Here is a 17,046-nt window from a genome sequence, read left to right on the forward strand (position 1 = left end):
GCTCAGCTCACCCGGCGGTCCGGGATGGCCGGCACGGCCGGAACCGGGGCGGGAGGCGCCAGCGCGGCCGGTTCCTGCTCGCCGGTATAAAGTGGGCTTTCCAGATATTGGTCGATGGCGAAGCGCACCAGCACGCCGCCCGCCGCCGCCAGCGGCACCGCCAGCAGCAGGCCGAGGAAACCGAGCAGATAGCCGAACGCCAGCAGGGCGAACATCAGCCACACCGGGTGCAGGCCGACACTGTCGCCCACCAGCTTGGGCGAGAGAATATAGCCCTCGATGAACTGGCCGAACACGAAGATGCCGATCACCAGCCCGATCATCCAGTAATCCGGGAAGAACTGGACGATGGCGACGCCCGCCGCCAGCACCAGCCCGGTGAGCGAGCCGACATAGGGGATGAAGGTGATGATCCCCGAGACGAAGCCGATGACGAAGCCGAAATTCAGCCCGGTCATGGTGAGGCTGATGGCGTAGAAACTGCCGAGGATCAGGCACACCAGCGACTGGCCGCGCACGAAGCCGGCAATCGCCCGATCCATGCGGCAGGCCAGCGTGCGGATCACCGGGCGGTTGCGCACCGGCAGCCAGCCATCGACCTTCTCCACCATGTGGTTCCAGTCGTTGAGCATGTAGAAGGCCACTACGGGCGTGATGACCAGCAGCGAGAACACCGAGATCAGCGCCTGCCCGCCGGTCCAGATCGACTGGATCAGGGAGAGCATGTAGGTCGCGCCCTGCGACACCAGCTCGTTCAGCCCCTGCCGGATCGCCGGCATCCGGTCGCCGACGAAATTGCGCAGCCAGGCCGCATCCTCGCCGGCCATCAGGTTCTGCAGCTTGACGATATATTCGGGCAGCCGCTCGATGAAGGCGGCAAGCTGCGAGCCGAAGATCGGCAGCACCAGCAGCATCAGCAGGATGGCGAGCATCAGGGTCAGCGCGATGGTCGCCAGCGACGCCGCCAGCCGGTTGACGCCCCAATGCTCCAGCCGGGTCGTGACCGGGTTGAGGAAATAGGCCAGCGCCAGCCCCGCCACGAAGGGCAGCAGCACGCTCGACAGCAGCCACGCGGTGAGGATCACCACGAACAGCACCGTCAGCCAGAAAATCACCTGCTTGTGCCAGGCCATCCGAACTCCCTTGCGCCGCGATACGCACGCACCCTTGATACAGGAAAATGCGACAGGGATGATGCCGCAAGCGGGTCATTCCCGCTATCCACCCTCGATCCCCGCGCCATGCACAGGCAAATCCCGCGCCGCCCGGTGGTTCCATGACGCGCCCATAATGGCGGACCATGGTGACGGACCCTAGTGGCGTGCCGCGCGCCGCCATGGCACGGAAGCTGATCGCGAAAACCGGGGGGCCGCACGGCTTTCGGAAAGGACACGGCCATGGCGCAGGACACGCCGCTCGACGACCCGCTCTATACCGATGCCGCGCTGGTCGCGTTCTACGACGCGGAAAACGAGGGGGGCGAGGACCGCGCCTTCTGCGCTGATCTGGCCCGCGCGGCCGGCTCGGTGCTGGATCTGGGCTGCGGCACCGGCGCCTTTCTGGCCGGCCTCGACGCCGGCGAGCGGGTCGGCGTCGATCCCGCTGGGGCGATGCTGGAGGTGGCGCGCCGCCGGCCGGGCGGGGCGGAGGTCCGGTGGATCGAGGCCGATGCCCGCCACCTTGCCCTCGACCGCCGCTTCGACCTGATCGTGATGACCGGCCACGCCTTCCAGGTCTTCCTCACCGAGGACGACCAGCGCGCCGCCCTCGCCAGCATCGCCCGCCACCTCGCCCCGGGGGGACGCTTCATTTTCGACAGCCGCAACCCGGCCTGCCGGGAATGGGAGGAATGGCAGCCGGCCGCGTCCGAGCGCCAGATCGAGCACCCCCGCCACGGCCGCGTGACGGCGTGGAACACGGCGGTGCAAGATGAGGCGAGCGGCATCGTCACCTATGGCACCTTCTATCGCCTCGCCGACGGGCGGGTGCTGAGCGCGGACAGCCGGATCCGCTTCACCCCCGCCGCCGATCTCGCCCGGCTGATCGCGGCGGCCGGTCTCGCGGTCGATCGCTGGCTCGGCGACTGGGCCGGCGGGCCGATGACGCCGCAATCGGCGGAGATCATCCCGCTCGGCCGGCTCGCCTGAACCCCACGCTGCGCCTTCCGCAGCGGCAGCGGTGACGGCCCGGCGCGGCTGTGGCACAAGGCGGGCTCCTCTCCTGCCGGTGCCTGCCGATGCGTTCCTCCGTCATCACCTCCGCCGTCGTCGCCGCGCTGGTCGGCTTTGGCGGCACGCTCGCCCTGATCGTCGCCGCCTCGCAGGCGGTGGGCGCCACCCCGGCGCAGACCGCCTCGGCGGTGATCGGCCTGTGCCTGTCGATGGCGCTGACCAGCGCGTGGCTCGGCTGGCGCCACAAAATGCCGATCATCACCGCCTGGTCGACGCCCGGCGCCGCGCTGATCGCCGGCTCGCACGGGCTGACCGTCGAGACCGCGGTCGGCGCCTTCCTGCTGGCGGGCGTGCTGATCCTCGTCACCGCCGCGGTGAAGCCGCTCGGCACGCTGGTGCAGCGCCTGCCGGTCGCCATCGCCGCCGCCATGCTGGCGGGCGTGCTGTTCCGCTTCTGCACCGCGGTGTTCACGGCCGGGCAGGCCGATCCGCTCCTCGTGCTGCCGCTGGTGCTGATCTTCCTGGTGGCCCGGCGCATCAACCCGTTCGGCGCGGTGCTGGCGATCCTCGTCATCGGCATCGCGCTGGCCTTCTTCCTCGGCCGCGTCGGCCCGCTGCCGGATGTGACGCTGCTGCCGAGCGTCACCCTGATCTGGCCGCGCTTCGAGGTGCAGGCGCTGATCGGCATCGGGGTGCCGCTCTATGTCGTCACCATGGCCTCGCAGAACCTGCCCGGCCTCGCCGTGCTGCAGGCCGCCGGCTACAAGGCGCCGGCGCCCTCGATCCTCGCCGCGACCGGCCTCGCCTCGCTGCTCACCGCGCCGCTCGGCTCGCTCACCTCCAACCTCGCCGCCATCACCGCCTCGATCTGCACCGGCCCGGACGCCCATCCCGACCCGGAAAAGCGGTGGATGACGACGCGCTTCTACGCGCTGGCCTATCTGGTGCTGGCGGCCGGCGGCGCCTCGGTGGTGGCGCTGATCGCCGCCCTGCCCGCCGGGCTGGTGGCGACCTTCGCCGGCCTTGCCTTGCTGGGCCCGCTGGTGAACGCGCTCGGCACCGCCATGGGCGATGCCGGCAAGCGTTTCCCCGCCGTGCTGACGCTGGCGGTGACCGCCTCCGGCGTGTCGATGCTCGGCATCGGTTCGGCCTTCTGGGGGCTGCTGGCCGGCCTTCTCGCGCTCGGCATCGACCGCGCCGGGCGGCGCTGATCCACCCGCGCGCTTGCGGGCGCACGGATAAGCGGCTAATCCGCCAGCATCTCCCGGAAGGACCAGAGCGGCTTCAGATGAGCGACACCGAAAAAGGCCTCAGCTATCGCGATGCGGGCGTCGATATCGACGCCGGCAACCGGCTGGTCGATCTCATCAAGCCGCTGGTCAAGGCCACCCGCCGCCCCGGCGCGGATGCCGACATTGGCGGCTTCGGCGGGGTATTCGATCCCAAGGCCGCCGGCTTCAAGGATCCGCTGATCGTCGCCACCACGGACGGCGTCGGCACCAAGCTGAAGATCGCCATCGAGACCGGCCGGCACGAGACCATCGGCATCGACCTGGTCGCCATGTGCGTCAACGATCTCGTGGTGCAGGGCGCCGAGCCGCTGTTCTTCCTCGACTATTTCGCCACCGGCAAGCTGGCCCCCGAGGTCGGCGCCACCATCGTCGCCGGCATCGCCAAGGGCTGCAAGGAGTCCGGCTGCGCGCTGATCGGCGGCGAGACCGCCGAAATGCCCGGCATGTATTCGGACGGGGATTACGACCTCGCCGGCTTCTCGGTCGGCGCTGTCGAGCGCGGCGAGCTGCTGCCCTCCCCGAATGTGCGCCCCGGCGACGTGCTGCTCGGCCTCGCCTCCTCGGGCGTGCATTCCAACGGCTATTCGCTGGTGCGCCGCATCGTCGAGGTCTCCGGCCTGCCCTGGGACGCACCCGCCCCCTTCGCGCCCGGCAAGACGCTCGGCGAGGCGCTGCTCACCCCGACCAAGCTCTATGTGAAGTCGGCGCTGTCGGTCATCCGCGCCACCGGCAAGGTCAAGGCGCTCGCCCACATCACCGGCGGCGGCCTCACCGAGAACCTGCCGCGCGTGCTGCCCAAGGGCACGATCGGGCGCATCGACCTGTCCGGCCTTACCGTGCCGCCGGTGTTCCGCTGGCTGGCGCAGGTCGGCAAGGTGGCGCCCGAGGAAATGCTGCGCGCCTTCAACTGCGGCATCGGCATGGTCGTGGTCTGCGCCCCGGAGGATGCCGAGACGGTGGCCGACGCGTTTGCCGAGGCGGGCGAGGAAGTGATCCATCTCGGCGCCATCGAGCCGGGCGAAGGCGCGGCCCATACGGTCTATGACGGCACGCTCGCCGTCGACGCCGCGCTTTAACCAACATCCTTCGAGGCCCGGCGTCGCCGGGCACCTCAGGATGACGTCGATTTAACAGCCCCGTCATCCTGAGGCGCGAGCCAAGCGAACCTCGAAGGATGGCCAAGCAGAGAGCGCCCATGACCAAGCCCCGCGCGGCCGTCCTCATCTCCGGGCGCGGCTCCAACATGATGTCGCTGATCGAGGCGGCCAGCGCGCCGGATTACCCGGTCGAGATTGCCGTGGTCATCTCCAACCGGCCGGAGGCGCATGGCCTCGCCCGCGCGCAGGCCTGCAACATCCCCACCCGCACGCTCGACCACAAGGCCCATGCCGACCGCGCCGCCTTTGACGCCGCGCTTCACGCGGTGCTGGAGGAAGAACAGGCCGATTTCGTCTGCCTCGCCGGCTTCATGCGCCTGCTCACCGCCGGCTTCGTCGAGAAGTGGCAGGGGCGGATGATCAACATCCATCCCGCGCTGCTGCCGAGCTACAAGGGTCTGCACACCCATGAGCGGGCGCTGGCGGACGGGGTGAAAATCCACGGCGCCACCGTGCATTTCGTGACCCCGGAAATGGATGTCGGCCCGATCATCATGCAGGCCGCCGTGCCGGTGCTGGAGGGCGACACGCCCGACAGCCTCGGCGCCCGCGTGCTGGCGCAGGAACACGTCATCTACCCCGCCGCGCTGCGGCTGGTGGCGGAAGGCCGCGCCCGCATCACCGAGGGGCGCGTCGCCATCGACGAGTTCGAGATCGCCCCGCCCGCGCTGGTGGTGCCGCCGGCCGGCTGATCTCAGGCGATGCCCACCGCGCGGATGGTGGGCTCGGAATTCTCCACCGCGTCGACGGGCGCGATCGAGACCTGCATCCCCGTCATCTCGGCATTGCCATAGATCGTGGCGAAGGCCGCGTCCGCCGCATCATGGCCGACGCCGATGCGCACCAGCCCTTGCAGCGCCGCCATGCGGGTCGGATCGAACAGATACCAGGCGCCGTCGAGATAGCATTCGAACACGGCGTGGAAATCGGGCGGTTCGAGCTGCCAGGCATAGGAGCTGGCGAAGCGCGCGGGGATTCCGAGCGAGCGGCAGAAGGCGATGCCGAGATGGGCGAAGTCCCGGCACACACCGGCCCGCTGCACCATCGTGTCATTGGCCGAGGTTTCCGAATTCGAGCTGCCGCTCAGATAATCGACATGCTCGTAGATCCAGTTGCAGATCGCGGTCACCCGCTGGTGGCCGGGCGGCAGATCGCCGAATTCGCGATAGGCGAAGCGTGCCAGCTGGTCCGACTGGCAGTAGCGGCTCGGGTTGAGGAAGGTCATGACGTCGAGCGGCAGCTCCGCCACCGGCGTCTCGCGCAGGGTCGTGGGGTCGGCGTCATGCATGGCCAGTTCGACAATCGCATCATAGGCGACCTCGAAACGGCCGGGCTCGATCACCGCGCGCACCAGCCGCGTGCCGCCCGCCGTCTCGAAACGGTCGAGCGGCACGGACGGGCTCATCGTCAGCGTTTCCGAGAGGATCTTCTGGTTGCGCAGTTCCGCCGCCTCGATGTTGAGGATGAAAGCGGTCCTGTCGCGCACCTCATAGGCGAGCCGGGCGGCGACGGAGAATTTCATGGCGACTAATCCGGTTGAGGAGCGGCGACGTCGATATGACGCCCACATCGTCCCACGGTTCCCGAAATACCGCTGCAAGGCGGCCCCGAAAATTGCCACTAGCCCTCACCCCGCGTGATGCGCACGCGGTTGTCGTGGAAAGCCGCGCCGCCCACGGGCGCGACCGGGTCCGCGCCGGTCAGCGCGTTGATGCCCTGCCCGCCCTCATGGGCACGGTTCGGCCAGATCGATTCCGCCACCACCACCCCGCGCCGCACCCCGGCGAAGGGGCGCACATGCAGAAGCACCTCGCCGCGCGCGCTGGCGACACAAGCGAGTTCGCCCGCCGCGAGGCCGAGCGCGGCGGCGTCCTCCGGGTGGATCATCAATTCGGGCCGCTTCTCGCGGCTGGCCGAACTCGGCGTCTCGGTAAAGGTCGAGTTGAGGAAGGAACGCGCCGGTGAGGTGACGAGACGGAATGGATACGCCTCGTTCGCTTCCTCGATGACGTTCCAGTGGTCCGGCCATGGCGGCATGTCCGCGACCGGCCCGAATTTCGACGGGGCCGCATAGGGCACCCCGGCCCAGTCCGGCTTCAGGCGGAACTTGCCGTCCGGCCAGTTGAAGCCCTTCAGATAATGCGCCGTCGCGAAATCCGGCTGCACGTCGAGGAAACGCTTTTCCTCCAGCTCCGCCAGCGTGCCGCGCCCGGTCGCCTGCAAGGTCCAGTCGATGATCTCGCGCGGGCTCATGGCAAAGCCCCGATGCTGCGCGCCCAGCCGCTCGGCCAGCGCGCCGATCACCTCATGGTTGGAGCGGCACTCGCCCGGCGGCTCGACCAGCTTGGGGCCGAGGATGACGTACTGGTTGCCGCCGCCCTGATAGAGGTCGTCATGTTCGGTGAACATGGTCGCCGGCAGCACGATGTCGGCCATCGCCGCCGTCTCGGTCATGAACTGCTCATGCACCGCGACGAACAGATCCTCGCGCGCAAAACCTGCCCGCACCCGCGCCTGATCCGGCGCGACGGAGACCGGGTTGGTGTTCTGGATGAACATCGCCGTCACCGGCGGGCCACCGGCCAGCGCGTCGGGGTCGCCGGCGAGAATGTCGCCGATGCGCGACTGGTCGAGCTGGCGGCCGGGACGGGGGCGCGCGTCGCCCTGACTGGCCTCACCGGCCTGACTGTCCACCTCATCGAACCGCGGGGCGAGGAGATCCAGCCCCTCGATCAGCGTCTTGTTCCAGCGGTAAATGGCCGAATTGGTGTGGAAAGCACCCCCACCCTCGTGCCGCCAGGCCCCCGTCACCGTGGGAATGCAGGTCACCGCATGCATCGCCACCGCGCCATTGCGCGAACGGGTAAAACCATACCCCGCGCGGATGAACGTCTTCGGCGTGCGGCCGATGGCGTGGGCGAGCGCCTCGATCTCCGCCGCCGGCAGACCGGTGAGCGCCTGCGCCCACTCCGGCGTGCGGTGCTCAAGATGCGCTTCAAGACCGGCCGGATCATCAGCAAATTCAGTGAGATAGGCGCGATCGGCGAGATCGTCGCGGAACAGCACATGCATGATCGCGCAGGCCAGCGCCGCATCCGTGCCCGGCCGGATCAGCACGGGAATATCGGCCTGCTCCATGGTCGGCGAGCGGTATACATCCACCACCGCGATCTTGGCGCCGCGCTCCTTGCGGGCGCGGATGGCGTGGGTCATCACATTGACCTGCGTCGCCACGGGGTTGGTGCCCCAGATCACCACGAGATCGGCCTTCGCCATCTCGCGCGGATCCGGCCCCGCCAGCCGGCCTGTGCCGGCCATGAAGCCGCTCCACGCCGGATTGACGCAAATGCTTGAGAAGAAACGCGAATATCCCATCGCATGGGTCAGCCGGTTGATGCCGTCGCGCATCACCAGCCCCATCGTGCCGGCATAATAATACGGCCAGACGGCCTCCTTCCCGTGCACTTGCGCGGCGCCACGGAAGCGATCGGCGATCTCGTCCAGCGCCTCGTCCCAGGAAATCGGGGCAAAGCGCCCCTCCCCCTTGGCCCCGATCCGGCGCAGCGGCTGGGTCAGGCGATCGGGATGATGGGCCCGCTCGCCGTATCTTGCTACCTTCGCGCAGATGATTCCGGCGGTGTAGCTGTTGGCGCTTGATCCCCGCACGCGCCCGATCCTCCCGCCGGAGATGTCGATCTCCAGCGCGCAGGTGGACGGGCAGTCATGGGGGCAGGCGGAATAGCCGGTAAGGCTGGGCAGGCTGTGCTGATTCATGAAAAGGCGCTCCGCCACTATCCTAGCGGAGCGCCTCATCTTTTTACATGACGGCGTTATGCAAAACGCCGCAAAAGCGATCAGTGCGTGCCGACCGCCGCCGACGCGCGACGGCTCTTCACGATCCAGCCGAACGCGACAACAAAGACCGCCCCGACGACCGCCGCGAGATAATGCGGCAGCGGGCCGGGCTTCAGGCCCACCGGATCCTCGGGATCGGCAATGGTCTCGACAAAGTTCGGCCCCATGACCTGCATGGCCTCAAGTACCACCTTGTCGCTCACCAGCATCTCACCGGCGATCCAGCCCAGCAGCGCCGCGCCGAACCAGATGAGGATCGGAAAGCGCGAGATCAGCTTCAGGATCAGCTGCGAGCCGAAGACGATCAGCGGAATGGTAAGCAGCAACCCGAAGATGAACAGCTCGGCATGGCCCCGCGCCGCGGCGGCGATCGCCACCACATTGTCGAGGCTCATCACCGCGTCGGCGATGGCGATGGTGCGCACGGCCTTCCACAGGCTGTCCGCGCCTTCCACATGATGTCCCTCGCCACCCTCGTCGAGCACCAGCTTGATGGCGATCCAGAACAGCAGCAGGCCGCCGACGACCTTCAGGAACGGCACGCCGAGCATGTAGGAGACGACCAGCGCGAAGATGATGCGCAGGCCGACGGCCGCACCGGCGCCCAGCAGAATGCCCCATTTACGCTGCTTCTCCGGCAGGGAGCGGCAGGCCAGGGCGATGACGACGGCATTGTCGCCGGACAGCAGCAGATCGATCCAGATGATCTGGAGCAGTGCTACCCAGAAGATAGGGCTCGAGAAATCCATTATTTCCTCTCGGGTCGTATCGGGATGAGCAGGACAGGTTCGCGGCAGGTTTCTGGCATACCTTATTAAATACACCAGAAATCTGCCTCCAAACTGATTGCGCCCGCGACACGGGAGGTCGCGGGCGCATCAGGGAGGGAACCCAGTTCGATGTTCAGACTACGCCGAATGCGCCCCGCGGCGCAGCCGGGTCATCATCCAGCCAAGCGACAGCACGATCACCGCGCCGGCAGCCGCGGCGGCATACTCGTAGTGGTGGACGAGGGCTTCGCCGAAGTATTCCAGCACCTTGACGTCGGAGACGAACATCTCGCCAGCGACCCAGCCCAGCAGGGCCGCGCCCGCCCAGACCAGGAAGGGGAAGCGGGCCAGCAGCCCCATGATGAGCGCCGCGCCAGCGATGATCATCGGTATGGAGATGACGAGACCGATGATGATCAGCGTCCAGTCGCCATCGGCGACGGCGGCGATGGCGACGACATTGTCGAGGCTCATCACCAGATCGGCCACCGCAATGGTGCCGACGGCGCGCCACAGGCTGTCATGCGCGGCAACGCCGCCCTCCTCGCCTTCCGCCTCGGGGACGACGAGGTCGACGGCGATGTACAGCAGCGCCAGCGAGCCGACGATGCGCAGCCACGGCATGCCGAGCAGCACGGCGATGATGGCCGTGAAGACGATGCGCATGCCGACCGCGACACCCGCGCCCAGAATCATGCCGGTGCGGCGCATCTTGTCAGGCAGCGAACGGCACGCCATCGCGATGACGACGGCGTTGTCACCGGACAGCAGAACGTTGATCCAGATGATCTTGAGAAGTGCCAGCCAAAAAAGTGGCTCTAGATAGCTCATTAGACGGTTCCCTCACCTCTCCCCCGCGAGCGGACGAGACTTTGAAATGGTTCAAGCGGCGTTGGCGCGCCGTGCGACGGTGAGGCAAGAGGAGGTGGCTCCGGCGGGCCCACTCCCGGGCGCTCTTGGCGCGCCAAATCGGCATCCCCGCTGCGGGCCACTTCTCCGTGGCCGGACCCCCGCAGCGCCCATGGGAGGAACATACATAATAATCTATTCGGCCGCCAACCCCATATTCGGCATTTTCCGAGTTACCAATGCTGCAACCGCGCATATTTACGCTGCCACGCACAAGAAAAACCCCGCCCGGTTGCCCGGACGGGGTCTGGTTTTAGCAAAGCCAGCCGCGAAGACTGGCGATCAGCCGATGATCAGCCGACGATCTCGTTGCCCGCGAAGAACTGCGCGATTTCGATCGCGGCGTTCTCCAGGCTGTCCGAGCCATGGGCCGAATTCTCACCGACCGAAAGGGCGAAATCCTTGCGGATGGTGCCCTCGGCGGCGTTCGCCGGGTTGGTGGCGCCCATCACTTCACGGTACTTGGCAACCGCGCCTTCGCCTTCCAGCACCTGCACGACGATCGGGCCGGAAATCATGAAGTCGACCAGCTCACCGAAGAAGGGGCGCTCCTTGTGGACCGAGTAGAAGGTCTCGGCCTGGGCGCGGGTGAGAAGCATGCGCTTCTGCGCGACGATGCGCAGGCCAGCCTTCTCAATATAGGCGTTGATGGCGCCGGTCAGGTTGCGCTGGGTCGCATCGGGCTTGAGGATCGAAAAGGTGCGCTCGAGCGCCATGATGGTCTTCCTTGAACGTGATGTTGATCCGTGATCGGAGCGGCTTATAGCGTTGGCATCCCATCCCGACAAGACGGGCCGTCCATCCTGCCGAAAGCCGATCCGGCAGCCTCTTTAAGCGGGGCATGTGCGACGGGCGGACGACAGCCTTCACATCGGCGTGCGACGACGCAAGGAACGGGTGTTCGCGGCTTGCTGGAAACCGGATCCGGGCGCATCTGTGCGGCAACAGACGACGGCACTTCCCTACCACATGCCTGCACAGCCGACAGCCTTGCTATGGCGCACGAAAGCCCGACCGATGACGAAGCTGCTTTTTCCGCTCCTGAGTGCCGGCCTGTTGCTGGGCGGCGCGCTGCTTCTGCCGCGCCTCACAGCCGCCGACGCGAATGCCGAAGCGGCCGAAACGAAAGGCTACCGGACCTGTTTCCTGGAACGCAGCTTCGTCGCCGAAGGCACGCCCCGGCTCGAGACGAAGCGCCGCTGCGTATTCGAGGAGTAATCGCGGTTCACGACTTCATGATCGGCCCTTGGAACCTTCTGCCGCGTACACACGTTAAGTCGACGTTAACGAAGCGCATGAGGCAACCACGAATGAACGACGGCGTATCTGCTCGTTCCTTTGAGCCAGCCGCGGCAAGCGGCGGGTGCAGGTCCTGTGTGTCGAGAAACAGATGCTGCGCCGCAAGGCGACAGGCAAGTGAGTGTAAATACATGCGTTTCTGACAGTCCGGTGGCTGATCCGCCGGGAGGTGGAAGGAGCCGGACATGTTGAAAACCGTGATGATAAGTGCCGTTGCGGCGGTCATGGGCTTCACCGCTCTTTATGTGGGCGCGGCCTCGGCAACGGGCTATTTCAAGCGCGCGCCGCAGGTGGCGACGGTCGAGATTCCCGTCAAGCCGATCGCCGGTGACTGCGTGATGCAGACCCGCTGGATGAGCGACGCCGGCCGCATGGTCCGCGTGGAACGTCCCGTCTGCTACTGAGTTTCAGGAATAGGCTCGCGGCATCCCACTCCCCCCAAGCCCCGACGCGAGCCCGTAGCCCCGGCTCCTCCCCCCAGGGAGCCGGGGCTTTTCTTTGCCTGCTCGCCCCCCAAAACCGCGGGCGCCCCCTGCTTTCCGCGGATGAAAGATGAACGCCAGCCAACGGAGCATTCAGACTGCGTTGCAGGCCGGCTGGATAGTTTGGCCATGTTCCGAAATGCCGGAGCAACCTGGCTGAACCAGACTGTACCGCCGACCCGGTGCTGTGTTCGGTGCACCCGGCCCCGCCCTGCGGTGGGGCCGGGATCAGGCCGTGGACGGCATGCCAGACGGCATCCCATCACCGGCACGCAATCGGCGCCATCTCCAATCGGAATTGGTCGGCCACCCCTTGCCGCGCCATGATGACCCCGATCACCCTGTGGCTCGGGAGTTTGCCATGTCCTTTGACGACGCCGCCCAGGCGACGAGTGCCTCCTCCGGCATCACCACGGCCCTGCTGGGGCGCTATCGTCAGTTCGCCGCTTATAATGAATGGGCCAACCAGCGGCTTTACGCGGCCGCCGCGACGCTCAGCGACGATCAGTACCATGCGGATGGTGGCGCTTTTTTCGGCTCCGTCCATGGCACGCTGAACCATCTGCTCGCCACCGACCGTATCTGGCTGCGGCGTATCACCGGCCAGGGCGAGGCACCGGGCCGGCTGGATGCCATCCTGTTCGACACGCTGCCCGAACTTGCGGGCGCGCGCCGGGTCGAAGACGAGCGCCTCCTTGGGCTTGCCGAGGAGCTGACGGCCGAGCGGCTGATGGGCGAACTGACCTATTCCAACATGACCGGCGCGCGCTTCGCCCAACCGCTCTGGACGGTGCTGGATCATCTGTTCAACCATCAGACCCATCATCGCGGACAGGTTCACGCGCTACTCACCAGGCGGGCTGGGCCGGATGCCGGGCCCTCGCTCGATCTGATCGCGCTGCAACGGGAAACCGGCACGGCACACGCCGCATCTGTGTGACGCAGGCGGTCACATTGCGCCGGCGCGATAGGTCAGCGGGCGCTTGCCCGCAGGCCGTGCCCGAGGCACAAGACGCCCATGATCACCTTCGACGATATTTCGCTGCGCGTTGCCGGCCGCCTGCTCATCGACCACGCCTCCGTCTTCATCCCGGAAGGCGGCCGGATCGGGCTGGTCGGTCGCAACGGCACCGGCAAAACCACGCTGTTCCGCGCCATCACTGGCGATCTGTCTTTGGAAACCGGCAATATACGGATTCCGAACGCCGCGCGTATCGGCCAGGTGGCGCAGGAGGCCCCGGCGGGTCCCGAGCGCCTGATCGACGTCGTGCTGGCGGGAGATACCGAGCGCGCGGCCCTGCTGAAGGAGCGGGCGACTGCGCAGGACCCGGCGCGCATCGCCGATATCGAGCTGCGGCTTGTCGACATCGACGCCCATGCCGCCCCGGCCCGCGCCGCGCGCATTCTGGCGGGCCTCGGCTTCGACGAGGCGGCGCAGCAGCGCGCCTGCGCGGAGTTCTCGGGCGGCTGGCGCATGCGCGTCGCGCTCGCCGCCGTGCTTTTCGCCGAACCGGATCTTTTGCTGCTCGACGAACCGACCAATTACCTCGATCTCGAAGGTACGTTGTGGCTCCAGGACTATCTCGCCCACTACCCCCGCACCGTGCTGATCGTCAGCCATGACCGCGAACTGCTGAACCAGTCCGTCTCCTTCATCCTGCATCTGGACCAGCGCAAGCTGACTCTCTGGCGCGGCGGTTATGACAGCTTCGAGCGCCAGCGTTCGGAGAAGCAGGTCGTCGACCAGAAGGCGCGGATGAAGCAGGAGGCCAAGCGCAAGCATATGGAAGCCTTCGTGCAGCGGTTTCGGGCCAAGGCGACCAAGGCGCGCCAGGCACAGTCCCGTATCAAGGCCCTCGCGCGCATGGCTCCTATAGCCGAGGCGGTCGGCGAGGCGGCGACCGCCATTTCCATCCGCCACCCGGAGCGCCTGCTGTCCCCACCGATCCTGAAGCTCGACGGCGTCTCCGCCGGATATGAGCCGGGCCGGCCGATCCTGCGGAACCTGACGCTCCGCATCGACCATGACGACCGCATCGCCCTGCTCGGGCCGAACGGCAACGGCAAATCGACCTTCGCCAAGCTGATCTCCGATCGCCTCGCCCCGCTGGGCGGCAAGGTGGTGCGGGCGGCGGGGCTGGAGATCGCCTATCTCGCCCAGCACCAGCTCGATGAGCTCGTGGCCGAGGATACGGTCTATGACCATGTGCGCCGGCTGATGCCGGACGCGCCGGAGGCGAAGGTTCGCTCGCGCGCGGCGGAGATGGGTTTTTCGGGTGAACCGGCAAACACGAAGATCGCCGCGCTGTCGGGTGGCGAGAAAGCACGGCTATTGCTGGGTCTGGCGGCGTTTCGCGGCCCGCATCTGCTCATACTCGACGAGCCGACCAACCATCTCGACATCGCCTCGCGCCAGGCGCTGGTGGAGGCGCTGAACGAGTTTCCCGGCGCGGTGATCCTCATCAGCCATGACCGCTCGCTGCTCGACGCCGCCGCCGAGCGGCTGTGGCTGGTCGCGGATGGGACGGTGAAGCCCTATGAGGGCGATCTCGACGAGTATCAACAGCTCGTGCTGCGCCGAAGCCCGCCTAAGAGCACGCCAAAGTCGGAGGATGGCGGCACCAGGCCGGCGGCGCCGAAGCGGCCGGCGCTCGGCCCGCTGCGCAAGCAGATCAAGGAGGCGGAATCGGCCATGGCGAAGCTGGAAAAGCAGCTCGCCGAGTTCGATGCGAAGCTTGCCGCGCCGGGCCTGTATGAGAAAGACCCGCGCGAGGCGGCGCGGCTGGCCAGCGCGCGCGCGGAATGCGGCGATCGGCTGGTGCATGAGGAGGAGCGTTGGATCGCTCTCTCGGCCGAGCTGGAACAGATCGAGGCCGGCATTTAAGCCCACGGCCTCAAGCCACAACGCAACAGCTCACTGAAGATACAGGAACATGGGTGGCCCGGCCGCCCGTGTGACTGCGCGCGCCTTGGCGCGGCCTCAGGAGACGCTCGCCCAGAGGAGAGGGTTGCCCAGCCGCCCGGCAGAAGCCGTCACGCCTGTGCGGCAAACAAAAAGAAACCCCGGCACAAGGCCGGGGTTTCCATCACGTCAGAGAGTGACGAGATCAGAAGGCGCGACGGACCGACAGGATGACCTGGTTGAAGTCCGAGGAGCTCACGAGGTTGCCGAAGCCGTCCTCGACCGGGGAGTCGTAATCCGCCTGGCCGTAGGTGTACTGAGCCACGAACAGCAGGTTCTTGACCGGGGTCCAGTTCAGGCTGGCGCCGATGTTGTAGAGGCTGAAGCCCGAGGTCTCGGTGCCCCAAGCCGCTTCCGGAACGTCGAGTTCGCCGTAGTTGCCGAACACAACGCCGTAGACGGCGGGAGTGAAGTAGTGGGTCAGCTCGGCAGCGACGGTCCAAGCCTTCGCCGACTCGTACTCGCCGGTAACCGGGTTGTAGTAGACGTCCGCAAGGGTCGTGAACGGAGCATACGAACCGGTGATGCCGGTGTACTCGATGGCGCCATCGCCATAGGAGGCTTCAATGTAGAGGGTGTCACCCTCGCCGAGAGCGTTCAGGTTGAACTTCACGCCACCGAGGACGGCCCAACCAACGTCGGAGTCGCTGTTCCAGCCATACAGGTCGGAGTCAAGCTGACGGACCATGCCCGACACCTGGAAGCCGCCCCACTCGCCTTCATAGTTGACGTTGCCGACGAGGGCCGGCAGATCGGTCTGGAAGTCGGCACCGAAGTCGACGCCGTTCGCACGCTGCGAGTCGTCTTCGATCGCGATCGTGGCGGTGAAGCCGTTGCCGAAGTCAGCGGTGTAAGCGGCGACGATCGAGTTCTCGTCCGAGGTGATTTCGACCGAGTCGATACCCCAAACGTTGTTGTCGGCGTAGTAGTCGAAGAACGACTGAACCTTACCGAAGGTGAAACCAGCGAACTGGATGTAGGCCTTATCGAGAGCGGCCGACACGTCTTCGCTGTAATCGGTCGGCGAGAAGGAGTCCGAGCCGTAGGTCAGGCGGTATTCGATGTACGAACGGAGCGTGCCGTACTCGGTCTGGGTGCGGGCGTCGAGGCGGATCGCGCCACGGGCCTTGAAGTAGGTCTCGCCGAAGTCAGCGCTCGGCAGATAGTTGTAGTCATTGTAGTTATAGTCGGTCTGCACGAAGCCACCGAGCTTCAGGCAGGTGTCCGAGCCGGGGATGTAGTAGAAGCCCGCGCCGTAGGTGGAGCAGATCTTCACATATTCCGCAGCCTTCGCCTTCACAGGCAGATCGGCCGCCGCAGCAGTCCCGACCATCGCGAGCCCGGCAACCGAGCCGAGCAGTACATTCTTCATGACCGTCTTCATTTCATTCTCCCCCAAATTGGACCAATGTTGGGTTTTCGATTGTCAGGATCCGCCGCAAGCCGCGACATCCGTGAATGATATTGTTTGAAACGACTGTGCGGTGCAAAGCCAAAGTGGCTCCAAACAGGCCCAGACGGCCATTCGGCAACTGAGTGTTGCCATCCGGACACAATTTTCACGCCCCCGGAGGACGGTCGTCGCCACATCGGGGCAACGTAGAAAAGCATGGTAAATCAAGGCTTAACGAAAATGGACGTTTATTGAGGCCGGGGCGAATGTGGCAGTCGGCGCCTTGAAGCGGCCCGCTTTCACCGCTGCGCCCAGCGCCCTTCCGGGGTCTGCTGCCAGTAGGCAACGGCGTGGCCGGCGGCCTTCGCGGCGCGCCATTGGGCCCGCGCATGGTCGATTTCCTCGGGATCGCCGCCGTCAAACAGGTGAATCACCCGCACATAGCCACCGATATCGCCGACCGTGGCGCGCTCGATGAAGAATCGCACGGTCGCGCCGTTGGGATTCGCGTCGTCCGTGGTCAGGAGAATCGGCTGGCGCGCCGGCTCGCCCTGCCGGTCCGTGCCGTGCGGCAGGAAAGCCGCGTCGTCATAGGTCCACAGAAGCTGGTCGAGCGAATCGACCCGCTCCGGGGAAGAGGCCTGCACGACACAGCGCCAGCCCCGCTCCAGGCATTTCTCCAGCAATTGCGGTAGGGCGGCCTCCAGCGGCCGCCCCTGCAAATGATAGAAGAAGACCTCGGTCATCGCTGAGCGC

Annotated in this window: 16 protein-coding genes; 8 read left to right on the forward strand and 8 right to left on the reverse strand. The window is 66.5% G+C overall.

What is annotated here, in order from left to right; all coding sequences use genetic code 11:
• Positions 1–2: 2 nt before the first annotated feature.
• A complete protein-coding gene (locus KIP89_RS12480; RefSeq protein WP_213755764.1) occupies positions 3–1,133 on the reverse strand; it encodes an AI-2E family transporter in 1,131 nt (376 codons plus the stop codon).
• A 264-nt stretch (positions 1,134–1,397) separates the two neighbouring features.
• Here KIP89_RS12480 and KIP89_RS12485 point away from each other — a divergent pair, with 264 nt between their 5' ends.
• From KIP89_RS12485 to purN, 4 genes are all read left to right on the forward strand, one after another.
• Positions 1,398–2,147, forward strand: a complete 750-nt coding sequence (locus KIP89_RS12485; RefSeq protein ID WP_213755765.1) for a class I SAM-dependent methyltransferase — start codon at positions 1,398–1,400, stop codon at positions 2,145–2,147.
• 89 nt (positions 2,148–2,236) lie between these two features.
• Positions 2,237–3,382 (forward strand): benzoate/H(+) symporter BenE family transporter, encoded by a 1,146-nt coding sequence (locus tag KIP89_RS12490; RefSeq protein WP_213755766.1) that lies wholly within the window; start codon positions 2,237–2,239, stop codon positions 3,380–3,382.
• A gap of 77 nt (positions 3,383–3,459) precedes the next feature.
• Positions 3,460–4,539, forward strand: a complete 1,080-nt coding sequence (purM, locus tag KIP89_RS12495) for a phosphoribosylformylglycinamidine cyclo-ligase (protein WP_213755767.1) — start codon at positions 3,460–3,462, stop codon at positions 4,537–4,539.
• 119 nt (positions 4,540–4,658) lie between these two features.
• On the forward strand, positions 4,659–5,312 hold the full coding sequence (purN, locus tag KIP89_RS12500; protein ID WP_213755768.1) for a phosphoribosylglycinamide formyltransferase: 654 nt from the start codon (positions 4,659–4,661) through the stop codon (positions 5,310–5,312).
• 2 nt (positions 5,313–5,314) lie between these two features.
• Here the strand turns inward: purN and KIP89_RS12505 are convergent, their stop codons facing one another.
• From KIP89_RS12505 to ndk, 5 genes are all read right to left on the reverse strand, one after another.
• Positions 5,315–6,142, reverse strand: a complete 828-nt coding sequence (locus KIP89_RS12505; RefSeq protein ID WP_213755769.1) for a transglutaminase-like domain-containing protein — start codon at positions 6,140–6,142, stop codon at positions 5,315–5,317.
• A gap of 98 nt (positions 6,143–6,240) precedes the next feature.
• Positions 6,241–8,394, reverse strand: a complete 2,154-nt coding sequence (locus KIP89_RS12510; RefSeq protein WP_213755770.1) for a molybdopterin-dependent oxidoreductase — start codon at positions 8,392–8,394, stop codon at positions 6,241–6,243.
• 80 nt (positions 8,395–8,474) lie between these two features.
• A complete protein-coding gene (locus KIP89_RS12515; RefSeq protein WP_213755771.1) occupies positions 8,475–9,224 on the reverse strand; it encodes a TerC family protein in 750 nt (249 codons plus the stop codon).
• A gap of 159 nt (positions 9,225–9,383) precedes the next feature.
• Positions 9,384–10,076, reverse strand: coding sequence for a TerC family protein (locus KIP89_RS12520; RefSeq protein WP_213755772.1), 693 nt, complete (start codon positions 10,074–10,076; stop codon positions 9,384–9,386).
• A 371-nt stretch (positions 10,077–10,447) separates the two neighbouring features.
• Positions 10,448–10,870, reverse strand: coding sequence for a nucleoside-diphosphate kinase (gene ndk, locus KIP89_RS12525; protein WP_213755773.1), 423 nt, complete (start codon positions 10,868–10,870; stop codon positions 10,448–10,450).
• Positions 10,871–11,171: 301 nt separating this feature from the next.
• Between ndk and KIP89_RS12530 the strand changes: the two genes are divergently transcribed.
• The 4 genes from KIP89_RS12530 (at position 11,172) to KIP89_RS12545 (ending at position 14,819) form a co-directional block, all read left to right on the forward strand.
• Positions 11,172–11,372, forward strand: coding sequence for a hypothetical protein (locus KIP89_RS12530; RefSeq protein WP_213755774.1), 201 nt, complete (start codon positions 11,172–11,174; stop codon positions 11,370–11,372).
• 266 nt (positions 11,373–11,638) lie between these two features.
• Positions 11,639–11,857, forward strand: coding sequence for a hypothetical protein (locus KIP89_RS12535; protein WP_213755775.1), 219 nt, complete (start codon positions 11,639–11,641; stop codon positions 11,855–11,857).
• Positions 11,858–12,353: 496 nt separating this feature from the next.
• Positions 12,354–12,875 (forward strand): DinB family protein, encoded by a 522-nt coding sequence (locus tag KIP89_RS12540; RefSeq protein ID WP_369807155.1) that lies wholly within the window; start codon positions 12,354–12,356, stop codon positions 12,873–12,875.
• A 78-nt stretch (positions 12,876–12,953) separates the two neighbouring features.
• A complete protein-coding gene (locus KIP89_RS12545; RefSeq protein ID WP_213755777.1) occupies positions 12,954–14,819 on the forward strand; it encodes an ABC-F family ATP-binding cassette domain-containing protein in 1,866 nt (621 codons plus the stop codon).
• A 223-nt stretch (positions 14,820–15,042) separates the two neighbouring features.
• On the opposite strand, the gene KIP89_RS12550 is transcribed toward KIP89_RS12545, so the two are convergent.
• Both KIP89_RS12550 and KIP89_RS12555 read right to left on the reverse strand, forming a co-directional pair.
• The gene (locus KIP89_RS12550; protein ID WP_213755778.1) at positions 15,043–16,281 is read right to left on the reverse strand and encodes a porin; all 1,239 of its coding nucleotides are present in this window, start codon (positions 16,279–16,281) and stop codon (positions 15,043–15,045) included.
• A gap of 308 nt (positions 16,282–16,589) precedes the next feature.
• Positions 16,590–17,036 carry a DNA polymerase III subunit chi gene (locus KIP89_RS12555; RefSeq protein WP_213755779.1) on the reverse strand — a complete coding sequence of 149 codons (447 nt, stop codon included), beginning with the start codon at positions 17,034–17,036 and terminating at the stop codon, positions 16,590–16,592.
• Positions 17,037–17,046: the final 10 nt, after the last annotated feature.

The sequence above is a fragment of the Ancylobacter radicis genome (genome assembly GCF_018449475.1).
Lineage (GTDB): Bacteria > Pseudomonadota > Alphaproteobacteria > Rhizobiales > Xanthobacteraceae > Ancylobacter > Ancylobacter radicis.